Genomic DNA, 17957 nt, shown 5'->3' with positions numbered 1-17957 from the left:
CGCCTGACCGGGCGACGGTTGCCCATCGCCCGGTGTACGGTTTAGAAGGTGACGTTAACCTTGGCCCACAGGGTGCGGCCCGGCTCATTCACCGCGCTGTTGGCCGAATACCCGAAGGCGCTGTTGCCCGCCAGGTTGAGGTGTTCGCTGTAGGTCTTGTTCAGGATGTTATCCAGACCGGCGCTCAGCTTGACGTTTTTATTCACCTTGTAGGCGGCGTTGGCGGAAAGCACGCCGAAGCCGGCGCTTTCGGCAAAGTCTTTGCCTACCACGTTGCCTTCGTTGATCGCCACGCGGTGTTGGCTGCTGACCAAACGCCACAGGCCGGTGCCGCTCCAGTCGCCGTACTCATAGGTGAGCCCCAGACGCGCCTCCAGCGGCGGGATCTGCGGCAGCGGCCGGCCGTCGCTGGTGTTTTTGCCCCAGGAGTAGGCCAGGCTGGCGTCGGTTTTCCAGTGCTCGCTCAGCTGGTAACCCATGCCCATTTCGCCGCCCATGATGTTGGCGTTGACGTTATCGGCCTGGCTGAGACGCGCGTTGTGCGGATCGTATTTGAACAGGATGAAGTCATCGACGCGGCCCACGTAAGCGGAGACCCAGCCGTTGAAGCGTTTGCCGTTGTACTGCGCGCCGATGTCGAGCTGCGTGGTTTTTTCGCTCTTGACGCTGGAGAACGGATCCTTGCTGCCGTTCGGGCCGAGCTTCGGCGAGAACAGCTCCCAATAATCCGGGAAGCGCTCGGTATAACCGACGCCGGCATACAGCATCAGCGGCAGGTCGGCCAACGTATGCTCAAGACGCATAAAACCGCTCGGCAGGGTGTCCGAACGTTCCCCGTCGCTGCCGCTGCGGAAATTCTCCACCAGGGTGCGGTCAAGACGCGCGCCGCCGATCAGTTTATCCTGTTCGCTGGTGGACCAGGTCAGTTCACTGAAGGCGCCGTAGCTGTTGAACTGGGCGTCTTTTTCCCAGCTGCCGCGGCTCATGCTGCGGTGGGTGTTGGTTTGGGTGTCCAGGCCGCTTTCAAGCTTCACGTCCTGCCACTGCCAGGTGCCCATCACGCGGCCGCCGACGGTGCGGCGATCGAGCTGCATCGTCATGCCTGAGGACATCATGTGCCCGCCGTGGCCGCCCATGCTCATAGCGCCATGGCCCCCGTGGCCACCCATGCCGCCGCTGCCCGGCGAGCGCAGGGTAACGTTGTCCATCACGTGGTTGGCGTAGTTGTAGTAGACCTGCGCTTCCAGCTTATCCAGCACCTCGCCGATGTTGGATTTTTCCACCCGCATGCCCAGGCTTTCGCGCTTGAACTGCGAACCGTCCATGCTGCGGCCGGCATAGCGCGCTTCGCCGTTGCCGCGGCCCATGGTCACTTCCAGCAGCGTGTCGTTGTCCGGCGTCCAGCCGAGCGCCAGATCGCCATTCCACTTGTCCCAGCGTGACGGCACGCGCGTATTCGTTCCGTCCTGATAGTCGTTGGAGCGGGATTTGTTGGCCATCACCCGCAGGTAGCCTTGTTCGGCACCGAGGCTGGCGTCTATATTCTCGTCCCAGCGGCCGTTGGAGCCGGTCAGCACGCTGGCGTTGCCCTTGATGCCCGGTTTGTCGAAGCGCGGGCGTTCACGCTCGAAACGCACCGTGCCCGCCGACGATCCCGGCCCCCACAGCACCGTCTGCGGCCCCTTGGTGATGGTCAACAGATCGAAGCTTTCCGGCGAGATGTAAGAGGTCGGCGCATCCATCCGCGCTGGGCAGGCGCCCAGCATTTCCGAACCGTCGGTGAGGATCTTCAACCGCGAACCGAACATGCCGCGGAACACCGGATCGCCGTTGGTGCCGCCGTTGCGGATCTGCGAAAAGCCGGGGATGGTTTTCAGGTAGTCCGAACCGTCGCTGGCCGGCACCGGCTGGCGCGGGGTTTTCGGCGAGGTGACGATGGTCAACGGGGAGTAGAGCGGCGCGGTGACGGTGATCACGTCGCCATCATTAACCTGTGCGTCGGTAGGGTGCTGATGCGCCTGCGCCGCGTGGCCGGCCAGCAGGAACAGCGGCATGGTGGTGGTGATGGCGCGGGTAACGGCGTTCTTTTTATAAGTCGGTTTAAACATCATCTTTCCTTAAGCTAACTCTTTTCCGTTCTTGGCCGTGGGATTATTCAGGCGTGGGGCGGCCTGGCGAAAATCACCATCGGAAAATACGGGGGTTAATTCCATCAACGTGGAAATAACCGGATTAATAATGTCGTCTCGATGATTAACCGTTGGGCGAATTAATTCCGCCGGGTTGAAGCGATCAACGGCAATACAGAGAGCGGCAATGGGCTTATTGTTAAATCAGAGGAAAGAGACGGGGGGCGCGCGCGGCTGTAATTCGGTGTGAACGACGTGGGCAAACAGGGGAACGAGATAGTGAATCGGCGGCGGGCGCGAAGCCAGCAACTGGGACCAGAACAGCGGGGCGTGGCTCACGTCCAGCAGCGGCGCGTGCAGCAACAGCACGCAGTAGCCGCAGGCGCTGTCGTCCATCATCATCGCCATGTTGTGATGGCCGCCGCCGTGCTGCATCAGCGGCTGTGAGGCTTTTTCAGGCTCAGGCGGCGGCGAGTGCATCCCGTGATGCATCGGCATCTCCATGCCGCAATCCGCCATGACGGTCGTTCCAGCACTTCCGGCGCGTACATGCTCCAGGGATCGCGAGACCACCGGCGCAATGAACAACATCAGAATGGCAAACATCCCTAACCAGGCGGCGGCCCGATGTCGCGATGCAGAGCGCTGAATTAACGACACAATCAACCTAAAAAAAGGGTTAACACAGGGTAGGGAATTGTACTGGTTTATGTCGAAATGTTAAAACCTTTTATTTCTGGTCAACGGTCTGTTGATGAATATATTATCGAATAAGCGCTTTAATTCTGACCAAAGGCTATTTTTTTGGCACCAATAACGTGATGGGGACAATATTAATGACGGAAAAACTGGCGAGCACCATTATCCCACTTTATGACGAACATGCTGCCGCCTGGGAACGCCTCAGACCCACCACGCTGTTTGAACGGCCGTGGCTCGATCGCTTTTTGCAGCTCACCCCGGCCAATGCGCGGCTGCTGGATCTCGGCTGCGGCAATGGCGCGCCGATCGCCGCCTATTTTATCGAACAGGGGTATCGGGTCACCGGCGTCGATGGTGCTCAGGCGATGATCGCGCGCTGCCGGCAGCGTTTTCCTCAGCAGGAGTGGCGACAAATGGATATGCGCCAGCTGGATTTGGCGACGAAGTTCGACGGCCTGCTGGCCTGGGACAGCTTCTTTCATCTGGCGCGCGACGATCAGCGCCGCATGTTTCCGCTGTTCAGACGGCATGCCGGGCCGCATGCCGCACTGATGTTCACCAGCGGCCCTGCCGACGGCGTGGCGATCGGCAGCTTCGAAGGCCAGCCGCTGTTTCACGCCAGCCTGGCGCCGGAGGAGTACAGACGTTTATTGCAGGAGAACGGCTTCCGCGTGGTCGACCATGTGGTGGAAGATCCCGCCTGCGGGGGAAGAACGGTCTGGTTGGCGCAGGGTGTTGAGTGACAATGTCACGGGCAGATCCCCCAAGAACCTGCCCGTTAACGTTATTTAGCGCTGACGCGCCAAACGGTGTTGCCCACGTCATCCGCAATCAGCAGGGCGCCGGCCTTGTCGACCGTTAATCCTACCGGTGCGCCATAGAGTTCCTTCTCGTCGTCGGAGACAAAGCCGGTGACCACCGCTTTGAGTTTGCCGACCGGTTTGCCTTGCTCAAACGCCACGTAGCTGACCCGGTAGCCGTTCAGCGGCGAGCGATCCCAGCTGCCGTGCTCACTGACAAAGGCGCCGCCGCGATACTCGGCCGGCAGTGCGTTCGCGGTATAGAACAGCAGCCCCAGCGGCGCGACGTGCGAGCTGAGGGCGTAGTCCGGCTTGATGGCTTTCGCCACCCGATCCGGCCGCGCCGGCTGCACCCGCCGATCGACGTGCTGGCCGAAATAGCTGTAAGGCCAGCCGTAGAAGCCGCCGTCCTGCACCGAGGTCAGGTAGTCCGGCACCAGATCGGCGCCGATCTCGTCACGCTCGTTGACGATCGCCCACAGCTTGCCGCTGTGCGGTTCCCACTGCAGCCCGGTTGGGTTGCGCAGGCCGCTGGCGAAGACACGGCTGGCGCCAGAGGCGGTGTCCACTTCCAGCACGGCGGCGCGCCGGTACTCTACGGCCAGGCCGTTTTCGGTGATGTTGCTGTTGGAACCGACGCCGACATACAGCTTTTTACCGTCCGGGCTGGCCAGCAGGGCCTTGGTCCAGTGGTGGTTGATGGTGTCCGGCAGATCGGCCAGCTCTTTACCCGCATCGCTGATGCGCGTTTCGCCCGGCTGATAGGCGTACTGCATGATGTTGCCGGTGTTGGCCACGTACAGGGTGTTGCCAATCAGCTGGACGCCGAACGGGGAATCGAGCCCCTCGAGGAAAACATGCTTTTCCCAGCCGCCGTCGGCAGTTGGGCGCAGCAGGGTGATGCGGTTGCCGCCTTTGCCGCCTTTACCGGACTGGCCTTTCACCAGCCCGGCGATCAGCTGCTTGGGCGTACTCACCGCCTCCGTGCCCGGCCCGTTGGCTTCCACCACCAGGACATCGCCGTTGGGCAGGGTAAGCAGCTGGCGCGGATGCAGCAAACCGTCCGCCACCTTATCGATTTTCAAACCCTCGGCCACTTTCGGCATCTGGTTTTGCTGCCAGCCGACGCCCTTTGGCACCTGCATCGGCGGCATCAGGAAGTTTTGCGCCGCCGGCAACACCGGATCCGGCCCCATTTGTTGTTCCGGCGAAATGACGGCGCTGTTGTCGCAGCCGGCCAGCGCCAGCACGGCGGAAAGCGCAATCGCGGTGGATGATAGCTTCATGAAAACCTCCTTATTTTGCGCGGGCGCCCACGGCCAGCAGAATGTTGGCGAGGCTCAGCAGCGCGACCACGATCGCAGACAGCACCAGGCCTTGCGGCACCACGGCATACGCATCCCGGCTATGCACGAAAGCGTTGATAATGGCGAGAACGATGGCGATCAGATTCAGCCAGAAATGGAGCTTGACCGGAGAACCCAGCAGCCGGCCGCTGCCGAACCACACCTGAACCAGGTTAATCAGCCGGGGAATAATGGCAAAAACCAGGCCAATGGCGATCAGCCAGCTGGCACCATTGACCCACTGAATATTCGCCGTGCAGGCATAGATGATGTCGAAAATCAGCGCCGCGGTGAAAAATCCGTAGGGGAGCGGATTGAGCCATTCATAGACGGCCACCGCGGCCGCTGAAGGCCTTGCTGTGGTTTGCGTGGTCATGCAGATATCTCCATGAAAAATGATAGGTAAAAAGGCGTAGGCCCCTTAAAGCTTTGTTCAGATTCACCGATTTGAACAATTTTGATTCTCATTTTTAGCATGCGATGTTAAAACCTGAACCCTCACTGCGGCATTATCAATGGTTTAGCAACATCGGGAGGAAGGGCATGAGTATAGAGCGCGTTCAGCGATTTCTGGCCGAGCACGCCCCGGAAACGGCGGTGACGGTGCTGACAAAGAATACCGCCACGGTGGCGCTGGCGGCGGAAGCCTTTGGCGTGGAGAGCGGGCAGATCGCCAAGACGCTGTCGTTTCGCGTGAACGATGGCGTGGTGCTGTTGGTGATGGCGGGAACCGCCCGAATCGACAACAAGAAGTACAAACAATTCTTCGGCGTAAAGGCGCGCATGCTGCCGGCGGAGGAGGTGGAGGCGCTGACCGGCTATCCGCCCGGTGGCGTTTGCCCCTTTGCCGCCCCGGCAGCGGTGAGAATTTACTGCGATCGCAGCCTGTGCAGCTACGGTGAAGTGCTTCCGGCAGGTGGCAGCGATAACTCCGGCGTGAGAATTGCGCCACAACGCCTGGCCAGCATCACCGGAGCAGAGTGGATTGACGTGACGGGGTAACGTTAAGTGACGATGTCACCATTATTTATGTTAAATACAGTGCATTTAATCGTGATTAATATACTGTTTTAACAGGAAAAATTACTAGCTCATCGGGTTATGGCAAACCGCTTCGATATTGTGACCATCCGGGGCGATCACAAATGCCGCATAGTAGTGGGCATGGTAATTGGGCCGTAAACCGGGTGCGCCATTGTCTATGCCGCCGGCATTTAGCGCAGCGTGGTAGAACGCATCGACCTGTTCACGGGTGCTTGCGGCAAATGCCAGGTGCAGGTGTGCCGGCTTTTCATCGGTTTGAAACAGGCACAATGACACGTTACCCCGATCGGGACAAAGTTCGACGCCATAGCCGGGCTCGCCTTCGGCAACGATCTTTACGCCCAGCGGCGCCAGCGCATTGAGGAAAAACGCTTTGCTAAGGGCAAAGTCGCTGACGCCAAATTTCACATGGTCAAACATGGAGAGGCTCCTGGAGCATGGAAGAATATTCCCATTCAGTATAGCCAACGCCGTGGTGGGCGCCGAAAGCGATACAAACGCACGCCAATGCGTATTTAGCATACAAATAGTGCCCGTTTAAGTGACGCGTTTGGGAGAAATCTGCAGTATCTTAGCCGCCACGTTTTATCAGATTTCACGTAGCGCGATCAAAAAAGCAGGGGATTTCTGGCCAATATCGGCAGGTATGCGCCTTAGAAAATCATGTCCGGTCATCATTACTGAAACGGGAAATGGCGCACGCAGCATCACGGTCGAGGGCTATGAGACGCAGTGGCTGGAACGTTATCAAGATGAAGCGTTGAAACTACGCGAGATGTAGGCTGGCGTATTAACGGCAATTCATCATATCGGTAGTACAGCAGTGCCAAACCAACGATTGATATCTTGCTGGAGATTGAAAGCCTGGCGGCGTTGGATGGTGTGAATGACAAGATGCATGATATGAGATCTACGCCGCGTGGCGAGAACAGCATTACTGGCAGGCGTTGCTGCAGCAAGTGAACAGGCGATCAGACAGTTGGCGTTCAGAGATTTCCTGCGCAAGCATCATGGTATTGCTGAGCAACACAAACACCAGGCAGCAGAAGACCGTCGGCAAAACCCGGCGGCTTATGGCCGGTTGAAAAACGAATTAGTTCAGCGGCATGAGCAGCCGGCGCCGGCATGGCAAGCCACAGGAGAAAGCCCATGAATCAGGCCTGGACGGCAGAATCCACATATCACCACCAAGGTGCGCATAATGTATATTATGTTAAATTAAACCTGATGAATGCTAACCGCCATGGCGTGGAGCTTTCCTGAGTACGTAACTCTCTGCTGCTTATCGGGGCTCTTCCATAGAACCCCTAACCTCTTACTACTATCCTCTTAGTGGCTAAGGTATTCGTCAAATATATGCGAACCTAAAGTACGGATCACCGCTGAGCGTTCATCCAAAGAGGTATCCGCTTTTCTCACATAGATGCTGATGAATACAGGATCATGATTATTTGACCAGACCATCGACGTTATCCCTCTGACACCATAATCACTTGCACCTGACCTATCGGCGATTTTCCATCCTTTAGGAAGAGACGCTCTAAGCATATTATCAGCGACTTTGTTATTGACCATCCATTCTTTCAATTGCGCTTTTGATGCATCGCTGAGAACTTCGCCGGTCAAAATTTTCTTGATACTCTTGCTCATCGCATCAGGAGTCGTTGTATCTCGCAAATCATCCACGGGATTGACCGTCAATTCTGGCTCATATCGGTCAGAGCGAGTAACCGTATCTCCTATAGATCTCATAAATTCGGTCAGAGCTTCTGGTCCTCCACCCGAAAAAATAGCAAAATTAGCTGCTGTATTATCACTGTATTCATTGGCCGCTTTGCAAGCTTGCTCAAGCGTAAATGGCTTGTTCATATAATCTTTAGCAACGGGTGAATAGGTCACAATATTTTTTTCAGTCACTACCATAGAATGATTTAATGAAAGCTTCTTTGCATCAACCTTTGCCAGGACATTGGCACAAGCAATTGATTTAACTGTGCTATCTAAAGGAAAGCGTTGGTTTCCATTTATAGAAATCGTTTTATCATCTGAAGATAGAATTGACAACCCTACCTTCCAGCCCTCTTTTTCGTACTGTTTAACTTGATCTTGTAAAGTCAAAGCAAAAGCAGAGGGTGCCATAGGCATGCTTAATACCAATGTGGCAAATATTGTAAGTCGCAATTTCATAGCAAACCTTTTATAGTCAATGTTTATATAATGAAATTATTCCAGCATAAATATAAGGTTTAATTTATGCAGGGTTTTGTTTTTCCTCATGATTATATTTTATTTTTTATGGTTAACAAATGATGATAATTTTTAGTAGCCTATAGAAAAACTTATAGCGTGAGTTAAATGACTCCATTCGATCAGCTTTTTAAACTCTGCTCAATCCTCTGCCGGCGTACCTTGATGAAAGCGCATCTGCCAACCCGCCTTTTCCGTCAGCAGCCAAATCGATGAGCGTTCAGTGCAACGAACGGCGCGGCCCTGCGCATCACGCTGAAAACTTTTGTACGTCAGCAACACGGCGCCTTCACTGATTTTCGCCAGCTTAAAACCTTCGGCGAAAATTGGCGGATAATCCGTTTCCATCTCCAGCGCCGCAACGGTTTGGCATTTGTCATAACGTAGGCCTGAACGACCAATCTCTTCAAAGTCTTCATGCAACAATGCCGCGACATGTTTCGGATCGCAGCGCGTTGTTGGCTGGTGCAGTTCAACCTCAAGCGCCTGAATTTGGCTAAGCCACTGTGCAAAATGGGTCAAAATGCCCTCCTTTTTGATCGCGCTACGTGAAATCTGGCAAACTTCGGCAGTCAATCTACATCTGAATGACACTCGTGAAACCTGACTATTCCCAGGATTCCTTCTCATAGGGTTTTTGCCAGTTTTTTTCCGTGACGGGCACCAGTTCCCCGTTGAACGTATAGGTACAACAGCGGCATCTCACCGGCACATCTTCTGCGGTGAATGCCGGGTTCACTTTCTGCAGTATCCCGTGCTCATCTATGCATAGCCCGCTGTAATAGCTCGACTCACCACAGCAGACATAGCTCTGCCAGTTTTTACGGTGCAGCGCCACCAGGTAAAAAATAGGTGCTTCTTTATCCAACCGACTAACCGCTTCGCTGTGCACTTCACTCCAGGGTTGGCCCACTTTACTGAGCAAAAATTGAAATAGCGGCGTGTAATCCATGCCATGTTGTATCCGCCCATGCATGCTTTCACGCAGCGGCAACTGCTCATCATCCAGCTGTTTGCTATGCCGTTCCCAGCGGTACTCACCACCGCTGGCTATGGGCCCTCTGGATGTCACGCTTTCTCTCCTATAGAGTTTTTTCTTTCTATCTCGATGTGCTCTCATCAAGCCTCAATAGTGACATTGTCACACAAAAAGAAATCCTTACGCCGGTTTCCCAGCCAAATGCGACCGCCGAACCCGCAACTCTCCGTGCCGCCAGGCGCCGTCTGCCGTGGCGCGATTGTCGATCAGGCGATTCAAAGCCTCCTCGACCAGCCGGTCGATGCGTTGGCTGTAGCTGGTCAGCGCCCAATTGGCTGAGCCGGCTTCGTCGATATCGTCGAAACCGACCACGGCCATCGTGGACGACGGCGCCGTTTGCCTGAGCGCTTCGAGCGCCCCCAGCGCCAACACGTCGTTCTCGCAGAACAGCGCCTCAACCCGCTCGCTTTCCGGCGTTGCCTGCAGGTATTCGCTCATCAGCTGGAAACCGCGTTGGCGATCGTAGTGGCCGGCGGTGAGCACCCGATCCAACTGAAAGCCGGCAGCCATCAGTTTGTCGCGGTAGCCTTCCATGCGCAGCAAATGGCTGCTTTGCGTGTCCGGCCCCTTCATGTAGCCAAAGCGCCGATGCCCTTGTTCTATCAGCAACTCAGCGATCTCTTCGCCGGCGCGGTAACCGTCGATATTGACCACATCAATGTGTTCACTTTCCGTATTGCGGCACACCTGCACCAGCGGGATCTGATGCAGGTCTTGCGCGATCGCCGCCCACTCTTGGGTTAACACCGTCGCCAGGAACAAAATGCCATCGACCTGCAGCTGATCGGCCATCGCCATCACCGCCCGGTAGTTTTCCCCGGCGGTGATGTTCAGCAGCAGCGCCATATAGCCGCGGGTTTGCAGCTGTTTGGTGACCATATCGAGCATCATCATCGAATGCGGGTTCTTCATCTCGTCGATGGCCACGCCGATGATGTGCGTGCGTTTTTGCGACAGGCTGCGCGCCAGCAGGTTTGGCCGATAGCCCAACTCGGCCGCCGCCGCCAGTACGCTTTCACGCGCGCTGTCCGAGATCGACGCGCCGGGCGTAAAGGCGCGCGATACCGTCCATTTAGAGACGCCGGCCTTTTCGGCGACGTCGCTGGCGGTGGCTTTGTGGTGTTTTATCATGGTTGCGTCGATCCCGGCTTCGATGAAGTCAAACTATACCCTGCTCGCTCAGATCCCCTAAGCGCCCGTCGGCATTCCTGCTGCAATTATGTCCCGTTTTTGCACCCGATTGCAATTTGTTGTGCAACCGGGTGCAAAAGGTAAAGAGTTTGTGATCGTCCACGCTGTTTTCACCTTTCCCCAGTTGACCGAATTTTATCCATAGCCGACATTCACGGTGGCATTCAGAGACTCATCGCCGTCTTGTCTTTTGTTTTGCACCCGGTTGCAAATACACTGCTTTAACACAACACCTCTCATCTCGACAGGATACCGTAATGAAAAAAACCAGACTGCTGTTGATGTTAGCCTGCTCGCTGTTTGTCGTGACCGCCCAGGCCAAGACCTACCAGGTCGGCGTGGCGCTGGCCAACTTCGATCTCAACTTCGTCTCCATCCTGCGCAGCCAAATGGCACGAGAACTGGCTGCGCAGCAGCTGCAGGGCCAGTTCGTCGATGCCAAGGGCGATGTCGCCCTGCAGGTGCAGCAGGTAGACGATCTGATTAATCAGGGCGTGGACGCCATTATCCTCAACCCGGTCGATACGCAAGGCGTCCAGCCGATGATAACGGCTGCCCAACGCGCCGCGATCCCCCTCATCTTCGTCAACCGCAAGCCCGAAGTGCCGCTTAGCGGCGCGACGGCCTACGTCGGCTCCGATTCGGCGCTCAGCGGCCGCCTGCAGATGGAAGCCCTGGCGAAAAAAATGAATTACCGCGGCAACGTGGCGATCCTGATGGGCGCCCTCTCCAACGAAGAAACCCGCGAACGCACCCGTGCGGTAGAAGCGGTAATCGCCACACACAAAGACATGAAAGTGGTAGAGAAACAGACCGCCAAATGGCAGCGCAATGAAGCGGTCGACGTGGTTTCCGGCTGGTTGCTGAACGGCACGCCGATCGATGCGATCGCCGCCAACAACGATGAGATGGCCATCGGCGCGATCATGGCGCTGAAGCAGGCCAAAAAGAATGGCGTGCTGGTCGCCGGTATCGACGGCACGCCAGACGGCCTGCAATTTATCAAAAGCGGCGACCTGGCGGTGACCATTTTCCAGGATGCCAAAGCCCAGGCGATCGGCGCGGTGCAGGTGACCCGAGCGATGTTGGATCACACTAAAACCGAGCCTTACAACTGGGTGCCTTATGCCACCGTGACGCGAGAAAACTACCCGCAATTTGCACAGATGAACCAGAAATAAACCGTTGCCACTCTCTTTTTCAACCCATTTTGCACCCGAGTGCAAAACCACAGTATCAGGAGTCAGCATGTTAAATGGTGAAAGAAGCATCCCTCGCCCGCTGCGTTGGGCGATGATCGGCGGCGGCCGCCTCAGCCAGGTGGGCTACAAGCACCGTTCCGGCGCACTGCGCGACAACACCGCTTATCGGCTGGTTGCCGGCGCTTTTGATATCGACGCGGCGCGCGGACGTGAGTTTGGCGTCAACCTCGGCGTGCCCGCCGAACGCTGCTATGACAACTATCAACAGCTGCTGGATCAAGAAGCCGACCGCGAAGATGGCGTTGAGGTGGTGACCATCGCCACCCCCAACGGCACCCATTATGCAATCACGCGCGCCGCGCTGAATGCTGGCCTGCATGTCATCTGCGAAAAGCCGCTGTTCTTCACCACGGCGGAGGCGAGAGAAATCAAGGCGCTGGCGGCGGAGAAAGGCCTGATCGTCGGCGTAACTTACGGCTTCTCCGGCCATCCGCTGCTGATGCAGATGCGCGCCATGATTGCGAACGGCGACATCGGCGAAATACGCATGGTCGAATTGCAATACACCCACGGTTTCAATGCCAACGAAAGCGCGGACACGTTCGAGGCGCAAAAGTGGCGCGTCGATCCGAAAATCGCTGGCCCCTCTTTTGTGCTGGGCGACATCTCCACCCATACCTTCTACATCTCGCAGCTGGTGATGCCCGATATGAAGATTGCCTCCCTGCTGTGCGATCGCCAGAGCTTTATTCCTTCTCGCGCCCCGCTGGAAGACAACGCCATGGTGCTGATGCACTACGAAAACGGCGCCGTCGGCCGCATGTGGGCCTCCGCCGTCAATGCAGGCGCAATGGACAGCCAAAGCATCCGCGTGGTGGGCTCGCTCGCCAGCCTGCAGTGGAGCGACGCTGCCCCCGGCGAATTGCGCCATGAGATCCAGGGGCGGCCCAACCAAACGCTGCACCACGGCATGCCCTATCTGGACGACAGCGCCCTGGCCGAAGAGCGGCTCGGTGCACTGCATACCGAAGGGCTGGCCGAATCCTGGGCCAATATCTACCTCAAGTTCGCCATCGCCATCAGTGCCAGCCAGCGCGGCGATCGGCAGACGCTGGCCACGCTGATCTATCCGGATATCGACGCCGGATTGGAAGGCGTGCGCTGGATTGAAAACTGCGTTCGTTCCGCCGACAACGGCGCCACCTGGGTTAATTACCAATAAGGAAAGCACCATGAAACTTTCATTCTGTACCGACAGCCTGGGTCATTTACCCTTCGAGCAGATGCTGGATCGGCTGCTGGAGCTGGGGGTGAGCGGCGTGGAAATGACCACCGGCGGCTGGTCTCCGGCGCCCCATCTGGATACCGACGATCTGCTGGCTAACCCCGCCAAACGCCGGCAGCTGCAGCAGGCGCTGGCCAGCCGCGGCATGGAGATCGCCGCGCTCAACGTCTCCGGCAATCCGCTCGATCCCGGCGAACTGGGGCAACGCCATCAGCGCCAAACCGACAATACGCTGGAGCTGGCCGGGCTGCTGGGGGTGAAAAAGATCGTTATGATGAGCGGCCTGCCCCCGGCCAGCCCGCATGACACCATTCCCAACTGGATCACCTATACCGTCAGCTGGCCGCCGACGGTGAAAAACTGTCTGGACTATCAATGGAATGAAGTGGCAATCCCCTATTGGCAGGCGCTGGTCGCTCGGGCCAAAGCGTGCGGCGTCGAGCGCTTTGCGCTGGAAAACTTCAGCGCCATGCTGGTGTGGAACCCGGAAACGCTGTTCCGGCTGCGCGAGGCCGTTGGCCCGATGGTGGGCCTGAACCTCGATCCCAGCCACCTGATCTGGATGGGTGCGGATCCCATCGCGGTGGCCCGCGCCCTCGGCCCCGCCATTCACCATGTGCACGGCAAAGACGTGCGCCTTGAGCGCGGCGTCGTTGAGGTTAACGGACTGCTGGAGACCAAACCGATCGACGACGTGGCCCGCCGCGCCTGGAACTATGTCGCCGTCGGCTGCGGCCGGGATCTGCAGTGGTGGAAGGCGTTCTGCTCGGTGGTGCGCATGATGGGCTACAACGACTGGGTGTCGCTGGAAATGGAAGACCTGACCATGTCGGTCGATGCCGGCATCGTTTCCTCCGTTCAGGCGCTGCAGCAGAGCATCAGCCAGTAAAGCCAGGCGCGGCGGTCACGGCCGCTGCGCCCCCTTTCACTCCGGCTCACTCGCCCCGGCCGGCATTTGCCGCCGATACTGCGACGGCGACTGCGCCATCACCCGTTTGAAGGCGGTGCTGAACGCGCTTTCCGAGCCGTATCCCAACGAGTAGGCGATCGACGCGACGTTTTCTTTACCGGCCCGCAGGCGATCTGCCGCCTGCAGCATACGCCAACGCGAGAGGTATTCCATGGCGGTGCTGCCAACCAGCCCTTTGAAACGTTGAGCGAATACGGTGCGGGAAATGCCGGCGATGCGGGCCAGCTCTTCCAGCGTCCAGTTGCGCGCCGGCTCGGCGTGCATGGCGGCGATCGCCAGGCTGATCTGGCGGTCGGTCAGCGCCAGAAACCAACCTTTCGGCAGCCCATGGGCCGTTTCGAGGAACTGGCGAAACACCTGCACCAGCATCAAGTGCGCCAGGTGGGTCGACATCAGCGCACCGCCGAGCTGCGGGTGACGCAACTCGTTCGTCCACTGTTCGAGCGTCCAGCGCAAAACGCCCGCCTGGCTCGAGGCTTTGGGGATGTTGATGATCGGCGGCAGCGCATCAAACAGCAGCGCCGCATGCTGGCCGGAAAAACCGAAACGCCCGCTGATCAAAAAGACCTCGCCACCGCCGTTATGCACGGCGATGCCGTCGCGCGTCGCCTCGGCCATGATCTGCTCCCCTCCCTGCGGCGGCAACGCCGGATCGGACGCGACCCTGAAGCGCCGCCGGCTGTTCAGCAAAAAGCAGTCCCCTTCGCGGAAATGGATCGGCTGCGCCAGATCGTCGGTCATGCCCCAGCAGGCGCCGCGCATCACCGCCGTGAATTTGATGCCTTCATGAGGGGGAAACTCGAACGACCAGTCCCCGGCGGCGTCGAAACCGGCGTAAAACTGGTTTTGGGGTTGCAGCAGCGACAACACGTCTGACAGCGGGTCCATGATGAAATCCGTACTCTTGATAAACAAACAAGTACTTTAGCGCATGGATCGTCCGTCTCTCAAGGCTTATTCTTGACAACAAGTTTTATCGCGTCGTGCGGGCAAAGGCGACCTGAACCGCGCCGCTGCCCGAATCATCCATTGCTGTGCTGAAGGAATTCTGACTTTGAGCCGTTGTTCCAAATTGCGCCCGACAGCGGGCGGCTATGCTTCATCGCCACAATGGCGCGATCGGCGCTTTAACAATCAGCGGCCGCCGGCGCCGGGTGACCTGCCCGAGTCCACCCTGCGCGTGTGGTGGGACGTATTTTTCAACAAGCCCAAAGGCACGGTGCCGGCGACGCCGGTGCCGATTCAGCGCCTGTCGCGCGCCGAGCTTGAGGCGGCACCCGATCGTAGCCTGTACCGCCTGGGGCATTCCACGGTGTTGCTCAAGCTGCGCGGCCAATGGTGGCTGACCGATCCGGTGTTCTCCGAGCGGGCATCGCCGCTGCCGTTCGCCGGGCCAAAACGCTTTCACGCGCCGCCGATCGCGATCGAGGAGCTGCCGCCGATCCGCGCCGTGATCCTCTCACACGATCATTACGACCATCTGGACCAGGCCGCCATTCGGGCGCTGGACGGCAAGGTGGGCCAGTTCGTCGCACCGCTCGGCGTGGGCGATCGCCTGGCGGCCTGGGGCGTGGCGCCGGACAAAATCCGCCAGTTCGACTGGTGGCAAGGCACGGAAATCGACGGCCTGCGGCTGACGGCTACCCCGGCCCAGCACTTTTCGGGCCGGAGCCTGACCGACGGCAACCGCACGCTGTGGTGTTCCTGGGTGATTGAAGACGATGAGCTGCGGGTGTTCTTCAGCGGCGACAGCGGCTATTTCACCGGTTTTGCCGAGATTGGCCGCCGTTTTGGCCCCTTTGACCTGACGCTGATGGAAACCGGCGCCTACGACAAACGCTGGCCCTATGTGCATATGCACCCTCAGCAAACCGTGCAGGCGCACCGGGATTTGCTCGGCCGCTGGCTGCTGCCGATCCATAACGGCACCTTCGATCTGGCGATGCACGCCTGGCAAGACCCGTTCGACCAGGTACTGCGCCATGCCGCTACCTCTAGCGTGCAGGTCGCGACGCCGATGATCGGCGAACGTGTCGATATCGTTCGGCCGCACCCCGGCAGCCGTTGGTGGCGCTAAGCGCCGTTTTATTTATTCGCAGGAAACCTGAAATGAACAATGACCATAAAGTGTGGCTGATCACCGGCGCCTCGTCGGGCCTGGGCAAAGCCCTGGCGGAAGCGGCCATCGCCAACGGCGATCGGGTGGTGGTGACCGCCCGCCGTCTCGACCGCCTGCAGGCGCTGGCTAAGGGCCAGGAGGATCGCGTGCTGCCTTTGGCGGTGGACGTCACGGATGCCGCCGCGCGCGATAAGGCGGTCGCCGATACCCTGGCGCGGTTCGGCCGCATCGACGTGCTGGCCAACCTGGCCGGGCGCGGTGTAGCCGGCGCCTGCGAAGAGTTCAGCCTCGAACAGCTGCGCGAGCAGATGGAGCTGAATTTCTTTGCGGCGGCGGAGATGACCCGCGCCGTGCTGCCGCAGATGCGGCGCCAGGGCAGCGGCAACGTGATCACCGTAAGCAGCATCGCCGGTCTGGTGGCGATGAACGCCGCCGGCCCCTATTGCGCGGCGAAGTTTGCCCTCGAAGGCTGGACGGAGTCGCTGGCCATCGAGGCCAGGCCGCAGGGGATCCACGTGACCCTGGTCGAGCCCGGCGCCTTCCGCACCGAATTCGCCGGCGACGTGAACATGCGGCCGACGCAGCGCATCGAGGCCTACCGCCCGTCGATTGCACCGTTTGAAACCTACCTGGCGCAGTCCGCCGGCCGACAGATGGGCGATCCCGCCAAAGCGGCGCAGCGCATGCTGGAGTTGGTCACTCTCACGGCCCCGCCGGTGCGCCTGATGCTGGGGCGCGACGCTTACGCCATGTGGGACACCACCCTCGCCAAACGCCAGCAGGAGCTTAACGCCTGGCGCGAACGGGGCGAAGACACCGCCTTTGATGGCGCAGAACTCACTGAAATTCAACTGTAACTCCCCACGATAACGAGGAATCTCGATATGAACAAAACCTGGTTTATTACAGGCGCATCTTCCGGCTTCGGCCAGGCTTTGGCTGAGGCCGTGCTGGCCAAGGGCGACAACGTGGTGCTCACCGCCCGCCGTCTGGCGCCGCTGCAGGCGATCGCCGCCGGCCACGGCGAACGCGCGCTGGCTCTGCAGCTGGACGTGACCGATCCTGCGGCGCGCGCCGCCGCCCTGAAGAAGACCGTCGAAACCTTCGGCCGCCTCGACGTACTGGCCAACATCGCCGGCGCCGGTTCTTACGGGGCGCTGGAAGAGTTCACTTCCGAACAGATCCGCGCCCAGATGGAGCTGAACTTCTTTGCGGCCGCCGAGCTGTCGCGTGAAGTGCTGCCGCAGATGCGCGCTCAACGGTCCGGCCATATTCTCAATCTGACCAGCATCGCCGGCCTGGTGGCCTTCCCCGGCAGCGGTCTGTACAACGCCACCAAGTTCGCGTTGGAAGGGTTTACCGAAGCGCTGCACCACGAGGTCAAGCCGCTGGGGATCCACGTCACGCTGATCGAGCCGGGCGCCTTCCGTACCGGTTTCGCCAGCAGCGCCGCCATGAAGGCCGAACGCGAAATCGCGGCCTATGCGCCACTGGATGCCGGCATGGTGGAGTATTACCGCACGCAGAACGGCAAACAGATGGGCGATCCGGTCAAGGGCGCTCGCGTGATCGTCGATATGGTGGCCAGCGCCACCCCGCCGGTGCGTTTGATGCTCGGTAAGGACGCGTATCAGCTGTGGGACAGCGCGGTAGCCTCCCGCAGCCGCGATCTGGCGCCGTGGCGTGAACGCGGTGAAGATACGGCCTTCCCCGGCGCTGCGATGAATCCCGTTCAGGCGCTGTAATACCCACCTTTCAAACGGGCTGCCTATGTAGCCCGTTTGTTTTATGTGACGTCGTCACGTATGTCTTACCTTTTGTTTCTCAGTCGAGCGTTCAAAACTAATTGCCAAAGCAACTGTTGCCATTTAACCTATATACAC

Annotated in this window: 19 protein-coding genes; 9 read left to right on the top strand and 10 right to left on the bottom strand. The window is 58.7% G+C overall.

Going from position 1 to position 17957, the window contains the following annotated elements; genetic code table 11:
- Positions 1-41 precede the first annotated feature (41 nt).
- Together QOL81_RS00600 and QOL81_RS00595 are read right to left on the bottom strand one after the other, a co-directional pair.
- Positions 42-2108 carry a TonB-dependent copper receptor gene (locus QOL81_RS00600; protein ID WP_283439567.1) on the bottom strand — a complete coding sequence of 689 codons (2067 nt, stop codon included), beginning with the start codon at positions 2106-2108 and terminating at the stop codon, positions 42-44.
- Between the two features lie 225 nt (positions 2109-2333).
- Positions 2334-2720, bottom strand: coding sequence for a DUF2946 domain-containing protein (locus QOL81_RS00595; RefSeq protein ID WP_230200973.1), 387 nt, complete (start codon positions 2718-2720; stop codon positions 2334-2336).
- Positions 2721-2965: 245 nt separating this feature from the next.
- Between QOL81_RS00595 and QOL81_RS00590 the strand changes: the two genes are divergently transcribed.
- The gene (locus tag QOL81_RS00590; RefSeq protein ID WP_142109905.1) at positions 2966-3574 is read left to right on the top strand and encodes a class I SAM-dependent DNA methyltransferase; all 609 of its coding nucleotides are present in this window, start codon (positions 2966-2968) and stop codon (positions 3572-3574) included.
- Between the two features lie 41 nt (positions 3575-3615).
- Here the strand turns inward: QOL81_RS00590 and QOL81_RS00585 are convergent, their stop codons facing one another.
- Positions 3616-4917 (bottom strand): PQQ-dependent sugar dehydrogenase, encoded by a 1302-nt coding sequence (locus QOL81_RS00585; RefSeq protein WP_060418871.1) that lies wholly within the window; start codon positions 4915-4917, stop codon positions 3616-3618.
- A 10-nt stretch (positions 4918-4927) separates the two neighbouring features.
- On the bottom strand, positions 4928-5353 hold the full coding sequence (locus tag QOL81_RS00580; RefSeq protein WP_149572445.1) for a DUF2231 domain-containing protein: 426 nt from the start codon (positions 5351-5353) through the stop codon (positions 4928-4930).
- Between the two features lie 167 nt (positions 5354-5520).
- Here QOL81_RS00580 and QOL81_RS00575 point away from each other — a divergent pair, with 167 nt between their 5' ends.
- Positions 5521-5979: a YbaK/EbsC family protein gene (locus QOL81_RS00575; RefSeq protein WP_048233970.1), complete on the top strand. Its 459-nt coding sequence runs from the start codon at positions 5521-5523 to the stop codon at positions 5977-5979.
- An 84-nt stretch (positions 5980-6063) separates the two neighbouring features.
- On the opposite strand, the gene QOL81_RS00570 is transcribed toward QOL81_RS00575, so the two are convergent.
- Positions 6064-6441 (bottom strand): VOC family protein, encoded by a 378-nt coding sequence (locus QOL81_RS00570; RefSeq protein WP_070915219.1) that lies wholly within the window; start codon positions 6439-6441, stop codon positions 6064-6066.
- Between the two features lie 121 nt (positions 6442-6562).
- Between QOL81_RS00570 and QOL81_RS00565 the strand changes: the two genes are divergently transcribed.
- Positions 6563-6802: a hypothetical protein gene (locus QOL81_RS00565; RefSeq protein ID WP_139159367.1), complete on the top strand. Its 240-nt coding sequence runs from the start codon at positions 6563-6565 to the stop codon at positions 6800-6802.
- Positions 6803-7350: 548 nt separating this feature from the next.
- Here the strand turns inward: QOL81_RS00565 and bla are convergent.
- From bla to QOL81_RS00545, 4 genes are all read right to left on the bottom strand, one after another.
- On the bottom strand, positions 7351-8208 hold the full coding sequence (gene bla, locus QOL81_RS00560) for a class A beta-lactamase (protein WP_070914323.1): 858 nt from the start codon (positions 8206-8208) through the stop codon (positions 7351-7353).
- A 201-nt stretch (positions 8209-8409) separates the two neighbouring features.
- A complete protein-coding gene (locus QOL81_RS00555) occupies positions 8410-8790 on the bottom strand; it encodes a nuclear transport factor 2 family protein (RefSeq protein ID WP_070914325.1) in 381 nt (126 codons plus the stop codon).
- 85 nt (positions 8791-8875) lie between these two features.
- A complete protein-coding gene (locus QOL81_RS00550; protein WP_060418879.1) occupies positions 8876-9388 on the bottom strand; it encodes a hypothetical protein in 513 nt (170 codons plus the stop codon).
- 39 nt (positions 9389-9427) lie between these two features.
- Positions 9428-10438, bottom strand: coding sequence for a LacI family DNA-binding transcriptional regulator (locus tag QOL81_RS00545; protein ID WP_060439933.1), 1011 nt, complete (start codon positions 10436-10438; stop codon positions 9428-9430).
- A 317-nt stretch (positions 10439-10755) separates the two neighbouring features.
- On the opposite strand from QOL81_RS00545, the gene QOL81_RS00540 reads away from it, so the two are divergent.
- From QOL81_RS00540 to QOL81_RS00530, 3 genes are all read left to right on the top strand, one after another.
- A complete protein-coding gene (locus QOL81_RS00540) occupies positions 10756-11679 on the top strand; it encodes a substrate-binding domain-containing protein (protein WP_147839957.1) in 924 nt (307 codons plus the stop codon).
- A gap of 67 nt (positions 11680-11746) precedes the next feature.
- On the top strand, positions 11747-12922 hold the full coding sequence (locus QOL81_RS00535) for a Gfo/Idh/MocA family protein (protein ID WP_060418885.1): 1176 nt from the start codon (positions 11747-11749) through the stop codon (positions 12920-12922).
- 10 nt (positions 12923-12932) lie between these two features.
- Positions 12933-13874, top strand: a complete 942-nt coding sequence (locus QOL81_RS00530; RefSeq protein ID WP_197658256.1) for a sugar phosphate isomerase/epimerase family protein — start codon at positions 12933-12935, stop codon at positions 13872-13874.
- Positions 13875-13910: 36 nt separating this feature from the next.
- On the opposite strand, the gene QOL81_RS00525 is transcribed toward QOL81_RS00530, so the two are convergent.
- Positions 13911-14843, bottom strand: coding sequence for an AraC family transcriptional regulator (locus QOL81_RS00525; protein ID WP_039566114.1), 933 nt, complete (start codon positions 14841-14843; stop codon positions 13911-13913).
- 166 nt (positions 14844-15009) lie between these two features.
- On the opposite strand from QOL81_RS00525, the gene QOL81_RS00520 reads away from it, so the two are divergent.
- Genes QOL81_RS00520 through QOL81_RS00510 form a run of 3 tightly spaced genes read left to right on the top strand, consistent with a single transcriptional unit; the run spans position 15010 to position 17819 of the window.
- On the top strand, positions 15010-16032 hold the full coding sequence (locus tag QOL81_RS00520) for an MBL fold metallo-hydrolase (RefSeq protein WP_050438956.1): 1023 nt from the start codon (positions 15010-15012) through the stop codon (positions 16030-16032).
- Between the two features lie 32 nt (positions 16033-16064).
- Positions 16065-16931: an oxidoreductase gene (locus tag QOL81_RS00515; protein WP_283439566.1), complete on the top strand. Its 867-nt coding sequence runs from the start codon at positions 16065-16067 to the stop codon at positions 16929-16931.
- Positions 16932-16958: 27 nt separating this feature from the next.
- Entirely contained in the window at positions 16959-17819 is an 861-nt protein-coding gene (locus QOL81_RS00510; protein WP_043147473.1) for an oxidoreductase, read from the top strand.
- The last annotated feature ends 138 nt before the right edge of the window (positions 17820-17957 follow it).

Origin of the sequence: Serratia sp. CC22-02, from assembly GCF_900182895.1 — a bacterium.
GTDB classification, from domain to species: domain Bacteria; phylum Pseudomonadota; class Gammaproteobacteria; order Enterobacterales; family Enterobacteriaceae; genus Serratia; species Serratia nevei.
Note: the sequence above shows the minus strand (reverse complement) of the source record. Positions and strands in the feature narration are given on the sequence as shown.